This window comes from Streptomyces sp. NPDC059080 (assembly GCF_042739975.1).
In the GTDB taxonomy this organism is placed as follows: domain Bacteria; phylum Actinomycetota; class Actinomycetes; order Streptomycetales; family Streptomycetaceae; genus Streptomyces; species Streptomyces benahoarensis.
Window position 1 is genome coordinate 40312 of record NZ_JBHYGX010000038.1, and the last position, 7089, is coordinate 47400.

The 7089-nt window shown below is 75.0% G+C and carries 7 protein-coding genes; 3 read left to right on the forward strand and 4 right to left on the reverse strand.

The window, feature by feature from the left end; genetic code table 11:
- Window positions 1-84: 84 nt before the first annotated feature.
- Window positions 85-1950 (reverse strand): serine/threonine-protein kinase, encoded by a 1866-nt coding sequence (locus ACFWWQ_RS24100; RefSeq protein ID WP_384599751.1) that lies wholly within the window; start codon window positions 1948-1950, stop codon window positions 85-87.
- A gap of 311 nt (window positions 1951-2261) precedes the next feature.
- Between ACFWWQ_RS24100 and ACFWWQ_RS24105 the strand changes: the two genes are divergently transcribed.
- Complete coding sequence (locus ACFWWQ_RS24105; RefSeq protein ID WP_384599706.1) at window positions 2262-3884, forward strand: PspC domain-containing protein; 1623 nt, start codon at window positions 2262-2264, stop codon at window positions 3882-3884.
- Complete coding sequence (locus ACFWWQ_RS24110; RefSeq protein WP_384599709.1) at window positions 3881-4090, forward strand: hypothetical protein; 210 nt, start codon at window positions 3881-3883, stop codon at window positions 4088-4090. Before ACFWWQ_RS24105 ends, ACFWWQ_RS24110 begins: the two co-directional genes overlap by 4 nt.
- Before the next feature lie 94 nt (window positions 4091-4184).
- On the opposite strand, the gene ACFWWQ_RS24115 is transcribed toward ACFWWQ_RS24110, so the two are convergent.
- The gene (locus tag ACFWWQ_RS24115; protein WP_384599712.1) at window positions 4185-4385 is read right to left on the reverse strand and encodes a hypothetical protein; all 201 of its coding nucleotides are present in this window, start codon (window positions 4383-4385) and stop codon (window positions 4185-4187) included.
- A gap of 288 nt (window positions 4386-4673) precedes the next feature.
- Entirely contained in the window at window positions 4674-5966 is a 1293-nt protein-coding gene (locus tag ACFWWQ_RS24120) for a hypothetical protein (RefSeq protein ID WP_384599754.1), read from the reverse strand.
- A 301-nt stretch (window positions 5967-6267) separates the two neighbouring features.
- On the opposite strand from ACFWWQ_RS24120, the gene ACFWWQ_RS24125 reads away from it, so the two are divergent.
- The gene (locus ACFWWQ_RS24125; RefSeq protein WP_384599716.1) at window positions 6268-6612 is read left to right on the forward strand and encodes a hypothetical protein; all 345 of its coding nucleotides are present in this window, start codon (window positions 6268-6270) and stop codon (window positions 6610-6612) included.
- Here ACFWWQ_RS24125 and ACFWWQ_RS24130 read toward each other — a convergent pair.
- Window positions 6498-6974 carry an NAD(P)-binding domain-containing protein gene (locus ACFWWQ_RS24130; protein ID WP_384599717.1) on the reverse strand — a complete coding sequence of 159 codons (477 nt, stop codon included), beginning with the start codon at window positions 6972-6974 and terminating at the stop codon, window positions 6498-6500. The genes ACFWWQ_RS24125 and ACFWWQ_RS24130 overlap by 115 nt on opposite strands.
- Window positions 6975-7089 lie beyond the last annotated feature (115 nt).

Genomic DNA, 7089 nt, shown 5'->3' on the forward strand with positions numbered 1-7089 from the left:
ACACGCGGCGGGTCGGGGGACATCAGGGTGGACCCTGATGCGGTCCCTGAGATTTGCGGGTCCCGGCGCGGGCCTGCCTGACCGTCAGCTCGCGTCCTCGCGCTTGCGGAAGCCGTCCTTCACCTTGGAGAAGACGTCGCGGTACGTGGCCCAGTCGGCGCTCGGCGCGGAGACGTAGATCGCGTACTCCTTCTCCCCCTCGCGGCCGAATCCGAGGTCGATGCCGCGGTACTCCCGCACCCGGCCCTCGAAGGTGAACTCCCAGATGGCGGCCGGGTCGTTCTGGTACATCGTGTCCTGCAGCCGCTTGCGCGAGTAGCTCGGGTACTGCTTCTGCAGGTCCCCCTCGACCTGCTTGAAGTGCGCCACCTGGTCTCCGGACGAGAAGTCCAGCACGCTGATCGTCAGTTGGGCGAGCGACGCCTGGGAGATGTAGACGATCTGCCGGCCCCCGTCCTTCACCTGCCGCGTCCAGCCGTCCGGCACCGGATAGGAGACCCCGAGCTGCTGCTCCTCGACGCGGTGCATGCCGTCCGGGGTGGGCGGGGGCGGCCCGATGGGGTGCTGGGATACGGAGGGCTGCTCGGGGCTGCTGCTCTTCGCCGGTTGCGCCGTGTTGCCATCGCCCCCGTGGAGCGCGTACCAGGCGCCGCCCGCGCCGCCCCCGGCCGCCAGCACCCCGAGGGCGCACCAGAGGACGACCCGGCCGCGTCGCTTACGGGGCGGCGGGGACACCGCGATCTGCCCCGTGTCCTCGGCGCCCGACACGGCCGCCCCGGTGGCGGACGGCAGGAGCGCGCCGCCCATGGAGCCGGTGTCCGCCTCGGCGACCCGTTGGGCTTCCGCGTCGACGCCGACGAGGCCGCGGGTGTTCGCCGCCTGTCCCGTGACCTGGCCGGTGGCGGACGTGCTCGCGGTATCGGTGTCCGTGGCCGCGCCGGTCGTGGTGGCGCTACCAAGGGAGGCCGCTATCCGAGGGTCGGTGATCGCCCCGGTACCGGCCGTCCTTCCGGCGGTCCCGGTGGTGGTGCCCGTACCGCCGTTCCCCGTGGTGGACCGCCTGCCGCCCGCGGTGTCCGACGGCACGACCGGCCTGGTCAGGCCCTCGGAGCCGCTCGCCGTGTCGGAACCGCCGCGCCCCACGGTGCCCAGGGCCAGCGTCGGCCAGCCGATCAGTGCCGTGTCCACCTCCGCCTCGGCGGAGCGCAGCGCCTGCTCGACGACCTCGGCCGACGGCCGGTCGGTGGGCTCCTTCGCGAGCAGCGCCTCGATCAGTGGCGCCAACGGCCCGGCGTGGGCCGGCGGCTCCAACGGGTCGACGGCGATGGCGTACGCACTCTCGACCGCTGTGGTCTTACGGAACGGGGGCCGCCCCTCGACCGCCTGATAGAGCGTCGCCCCCAGAGCCCACAGGTCGGACGCGGGCCCCGGGGTGCCGCCCTTGACCCGCTCGGGCGCCAGGTAGTCGATGGAGCCGACCAGTTCGCCGGTCTTGGTGAGGGTGGACGTACCGGAGGCGACGGCGATCCCGAAGTCCGTCAGGACGACGCGGCCCTCGTCGCCGAGGAGGACGTTGCCCGGCTTGACGTCCCGGTGCAGCACCCCGGCGGCGTGCGCGGCCCGCAGCGCGGCGATCATGCCGCGGCCGATCCGGGCCGCCTCACGGGGATCCACGAAACGGTTCTCCCGCGCCGCCCGCTTGATGAGGTCGCCGAGCGTCCCGGCCGGTACGTACTCCATGACGATGCACGGCAGCCCGTCGTCGAGAACCACATCGTGGACGCTGACCACATTGGGGTGGTTGATGCGCGCCGCGGCCTGCGCCTCGCGGGTGGTCCGCTCGTGGCGCAGGGCCAGCTCGTCCGCGTCCAACTGGGGCGAGACGTGCAGCCGCTTGACGGCCACTTGGCGGGCGAGGACCTCGTCCCGGGCCCGCCAGACGGTGCCCATACCGCCACGGCCTATCCGCTCGATCAGGCGATACCGCCCGGCGACCAGTCGCCCCTCGTCCACCGACGCCGCCTCCGTCACCGCACGCCCCTCCGGAAACCCGTACGTATCCAGGGCGCAACGATAGTCTCCGCCCCGGCCGGTCCGGGCCCCACCTGCCGCGCCTGTGCACCGTCTGTTCGCCGCGTCGGCGCATCTCGGGGGGATATGCGAACCCGCGGGTGATATCGGGGTTGCTCGGGGTCGATCTCAGGGTTCTGCCAGGGTTTCCACTGATGCCGGGATTCCGTCGCGCTTGTCACCATGGGTTCATGAACGAAGCAGCCCCCGCCGAGGAATCGGCACCGCCCGGCGCCGACGGCGCCACCCCGTCGCGCCCGCCGCTGCGCCGCAGCCGACGGCACAAGGTCGTCGCGGGTGTATGCGGTGGCCTGGGCAGGCAGTGGGATCTCGACCCGGTGATCTTCCGGATCGTCCTCGCCGTGCTCTCCGTCACCGGCGGCCTGGGGCTGATCTTCTACGGCTTCGCCTGGCTCATCATCCCGCTCCACGGCGAGGAGGAGAACGAGGGCCGACGGCTGCTCTCCGGCCGAGTCGAGGGCTCGGCGCTGACGGCACTGCTGTTCGCGCTGGTCGGCTGCGGGCTGTTCCTCACGACGCTGGGCAAGGGCAGCGTCATGTCCTTCGCCGTCCTGCTGACGCTGGCCGTGGCCGGTGCCGCGTACTGGTCGCGTCGGCACCGCGGCGGCGGTGCCGAGGGCCCCGGCTCTCGGGACGCGGCCACCGCGCAGGTCATCGCCGACGCGCCGCCGGAGACCATGGCGCCGCCCGGCCCGCGGACGCCGCCGTGGTGGCGGGGGCCGCTCGGCAAGGAACCGGCCGGGCTGATGTACCTGTGGGGCCCGGAGCACGCCGATCTCACCTATGAGGGCGGCCACGGCGTGCCCGGCGGCCCCGTGTGGCCTCCCGGTTTCCGCCCCGACGGCGCGGCGGCCCGTCCGTCCGGTGAGCCCGCGCCGCCGCGGCGTCGGCCTCGGGCCGGGCGGCGGGTCGGTGGCGTGGTCTTCCTTCTGGCCGCACTCGGCGGCGTCGGCACGGCGCTCGGCGTCAACCGGCACGCCCCGTTCTCGCATGCACTGCAGGCGGGCCTGGCGTGTGCGCTGGTGGTGTTCGGGCTGGGGCTGGTGATCAGCGCCTGGCTGGGGCGGACGGGCGGCGGCACCGTCGTCATGATGGTGCTGACGACGACGCTCCTCGCGGTGTCGACGGTGTTGCCGGACAACATCAGCGCCGAATGGCAGAACCGTCATTGGACCCCCACGGAAGTCTCCGCCGTCCAACGGCATTACGAACTCGGCTCCGGAGAAGGCAGGTTGGACCTCGGGGAGCTGCCCGTCAAGGACGGTCGCACGATCCGCACCGGCGCCGAGGTGGGCGCGGGCCGCCTGGAGGTGACGCTGCCACAGGGGGTGGAGACGACGGTGCATCTGTCGCTGGGGCTCGGCGATGTGCGTCTGCCGGGCGAGCCCACCGACGATGTACGGATCTCCGCGGGCGACCGCCCCCGGACGGTCACGCTTCCCGCCGAGGGGCTGAAGAAGGGGGAGAAGCCGCGCGGCTTCCTCGACCTGACGCTCCGGGTGGGCGCCGGGCAGATCGATGTCCGCCACGCTCTCCCGCCGTCGCCTGCGGCGCCCTCCGCGCCGCCGTCGCCTGCGGCGCCCCCCTCCCCGTCGCCGCCCGGGGCGGCCTCCCTGCCAACAGCTGGTTCGCGGGCCGGGGCTTTCCCGGCCGCCGCGGTCGCGGCGTTCGCACCGGTCGGCTCGCCGGTGTCGGCCACCACGCGCATATCCGCCGCATCCACCCCGCCTGCCGCTCCCCGCGCCTTCACTCTCACCCTTGCCGCTCGGCCGTCTCAGGGAGGCATCTCATGAAGCGTCACCCCTTCGAACCGGTCCGGTTGATCTGCGGGCTGGCCGCGGTGGCCGTCGGCGTCGGATACGGCCTCGACGCCTTGGAGGTATGGCATGCGCCGGGGCCCTGGCTCTTCCTGGCGATACCGGCCGGTCTGCTGGTCTCCGGCGTCACCGCCGTGGCCTGGGCCGTCGCCCGCCGGGGACGCCCGGGCACGGAGCGGTAGCGACGGGCCGCCGGGACCGGCTGCAGCGCAGCGGGGCGGCGGCCCCCGGCCCTGGCGGCGGAGGCGGTATCGGCAGCGGACCCATCGGGTGAGTTCAGGCGCCCCGGGCCGGAGGCATCCGGTCGGGCGCGGGCCGTGCGGTGGCCCACCGTGGGTCGACGTGGCCCAGCCAGATGTCCTGGTCGTCGGCGAGCGGCTGGTCGAAGGGAAGGGGGAGGAAGTGGCAGGCCACCAGCTCGGGAACGGCGCGGTGGCGGACCACGTCAGCGGCGACGCGGATTCCAGGGAGGGTCATCCCGCGATGATCCCGTGTTGCCGGGCGGTACCGGGGCGTTGGTGGAGGGCGCTCGGGTGGCGCCGGCGAGCCGGGAGTCGCCGGGGCCGCGGCCTCCACGGTCCGTCACCCGGTGGGGTCCCCGGCACCGGCCGCCGCCGAGGCCCGGACGCCCGCACCCGCACCCGCACCCGCACCCGCACCCGCACCACCCTCCTCGCCGGCGCGGTCGCCGCAGCAACCGCCATCGCCGGCGCCGTCACGCGAAGAACAGCGGCGACAACGGCGCCCCGCACCCGGCCCGGACCACTACTCCCCCACCTCGGCGACCCATCCCGCCGACTCCGCGCCGGATGCCGTGATCACCCGGATCTCCGTGGGGCCCGGTTCGATGTCGGCCGGTACGGGGACGGTCAGGGTGGCGTCCGCCGGGCTGGTGAAGCCCCCGGGGCCGGGCACCAGGGGCACCGGCACATGGACCGTTCCGATGCGTACGACGATGCGGGCCAGCAGGTCCGGAGTGCGGGCACCCGGCGGGACGAAGCCCGTGCCGCGGATCTCGATGTCATCACCCGGGCGGATCGGTGCGGGCAGATCGCCCGGCTCCCGGGCGCGGACCACGGACAGGACGACGGGACGGCCACCCTCATCGCACTTGGCGGCCAGGTAGCCGGCGGCCGACACCACGACGAGCGCGGCGGTGGCCCAGCCCGCCGACGGCGGGACAAGCCCGGGCGGACCGATCACGACGGTCAGGGCCAGCGCCGCCACCGCCGCGTTGACCAGCAGATACTGCGTGGCGGCGAGGTCGGCGCGGCCCGCGTCGTCGGCGAACAGGTCGACGGCCCGGGGGCGTTCGGCGGCCGGTTTCTGGAGCCGCCCGGCCCGTACCCGCGCGGCGACCACGGCGCGCGCCGCCACCGCCGTACCGCACACCGCCAGCAGGACGAGCAGCATCGGCGGGGACAGTGCGGCCCGTCCGGAGAGTGCGGCGTGCGCCTCCGCCTGGTGCGGCGCGCCGTCGGGCAGCACGTTCCCGGCCACCGCCGTCAGCATCGCGAAGACCGCCACACCGAACCAACCGGCCGCGACCGTACGGGAGGTGGACAGCCGCTGGTCCTCGCCGGTGAGCGGCGCCAGCACCCCGCCGTGCCCACGGTGCCGCCATGCTGTCACGGTGCCGCCGAGCGCCAGCGTGACGGCGGCGGTCAGTGTGGCCATACGGTGCGCGGTCCAGCCGCCACCGACCGCGGTCAGCGCCTGCCCGAGGAGCAGCGCGGCGACCGCGCCCCACAGCGCCCGGAGGGTGCCGCGGTGCACGGAGTCGAGCCAGGTCGAACGGGTGGCGGCGGCGTGTTCCGTCAGGTTCCGGGCGGAGAGGGCGAGTTCGTCGGAGATCCACTGACGGGCGGCTCCGGCGGAGCGGGTCAGCCCGGCCGGTATGCCGCGCCCGGCGGCGTACTCCTCGCGCAGCGCCACGAACGCCGCGACCGCCTGCCGGTGCGCGGCGCGCGCTCCGTGCCCGCACTTGCCGCAGCGGCACCCTTCGCCTCCGGGATCACCACCCACCCCCGAAGTCACACCTGTACCGGGCGCCCCCATCGCCCCGCCTGTCGCTTCCACCGCTACGTCACCGCCGCTCACCATGACCCTGCGCCGCCCTCGGGCCGCGTTCAGCGTCAACTTCCGCCCCCCGTAAGGGATTACGTTTGGAGGGCAGTGTGCCGCAGGTGTCGGGGGATACGGGAAAACGTCCAGATGGCGGCGGGTGAACGTGCCGCGCCTGGGTTGACGTTGCGCCGCGCTCCCGGGGCGGCCGGACATCCGTCGCCGTACCGGCCCTTCATTAGTCGGGCCGCGCGGCCGATACTGCCGCCCTGTCCCCGCACGGTGGAGGTGGCCGGTGCCGAAGGATCCGCTGATGTATCTCGCGCGGCGGGACGCGTACGCCGCGTTCCTCACCGCGAGCGACGCCGAGGGCGCGGCGATCTGGCGCCGCCTGGAGGGCCGTTACGGCTCCCCCGAGGCCGCCCTCGCGGCGACGCGGGAAGGTTACGCGGCGACCCAAGCCGCGTTCAACGTGCTCGACGTGGAGGGTGTGGGCCCGGTCGAGCAGGCGCGGGAGTTGATGGATCACCTCCGGGCGCTGCACCGCGTCGACGCGGTGCCGGATGGTGCGTGGGAGACATACGCGGCGGCGCGCGCCGCGTTCGTGACGGCGGCCCGGGGATTCCTCGCGCGCAACTGACGGCGGCGGCCGCGCACGGCCTGACCAGGCCGGATGCGACGCGTCCGGCACCCAGGCGCCCCGCGGCCGAACCCGGTCGGGCCCGGGCCGACCTGCACCCCGGGCCGCCGCGAACCCAGCCCCCGAGCAAACCGGTTGACGGCCCGTGCCCGGCTGACCTGACGGGCGCGGGCGAAGCCCACCCGATGGGTGTGGGCCGGGCCCCGCCCCACCACGAGCGCCGTCCCGCCGACCATGATCGACAGCACGCCCTCGACGGCGCCCGCCTCACCCCCGGAGACCGGCGCGTCCACGCCCACCGGGAACGGACCGGCCGACGACGCCCCCGGCAAGGCCCCCGAAACGCGGCGGGCGCCCCGCACCCCCCCATGCCCGGGGGCGGGCGGCGGGGGCGGCCGGCGGCCGGGGCGCGGCCCGCGGCGGTCGCCGGCCCGGGGGTGGGGCGCGGGGGGGTGGGGGTGCCGAGCGCGCGCGGGG

Coding starts and splice junctions, on each gene's coding strand:
- ACFWWQ_RS24100 (WP_384599751.1), bottom strand. CDS start 1,950: ATGGGCACCGTCTGGCGGGCCCGGGACGAGGTCCTCGCCCGCCAAGTG.
- ACFWWQ_RS24105 (WP_384599706.1), top strand. CDS start 2,262: ATGAACGAAGCAGCCCCCGCCGAGGAATCGGCACCGCCCGGCGCCGAC.
- ACFWWQ_RS24110 (WP_384599709.1), top strand. CDS start 3,881: ATGAAGCGTCACCCCTTCGAACCGGTCCGGTTGATCTGCGGGCTGGCC.
- ACFWWQ_RS24115 (WP_384599712.1), bottom strand. CDS start 4,385: ATGACCCTCCCTGGAATCCGCGTCGCCGCTGACGTGGTCCGCCACCGC.
- ACFWWQ_RS24120 (WP_384599754.1), bottom strand. CDS start 5,966: ATGGGGGCGCCCGGTACAGGTGTGACTTCGGGGGTGGGTGGTGATCCC.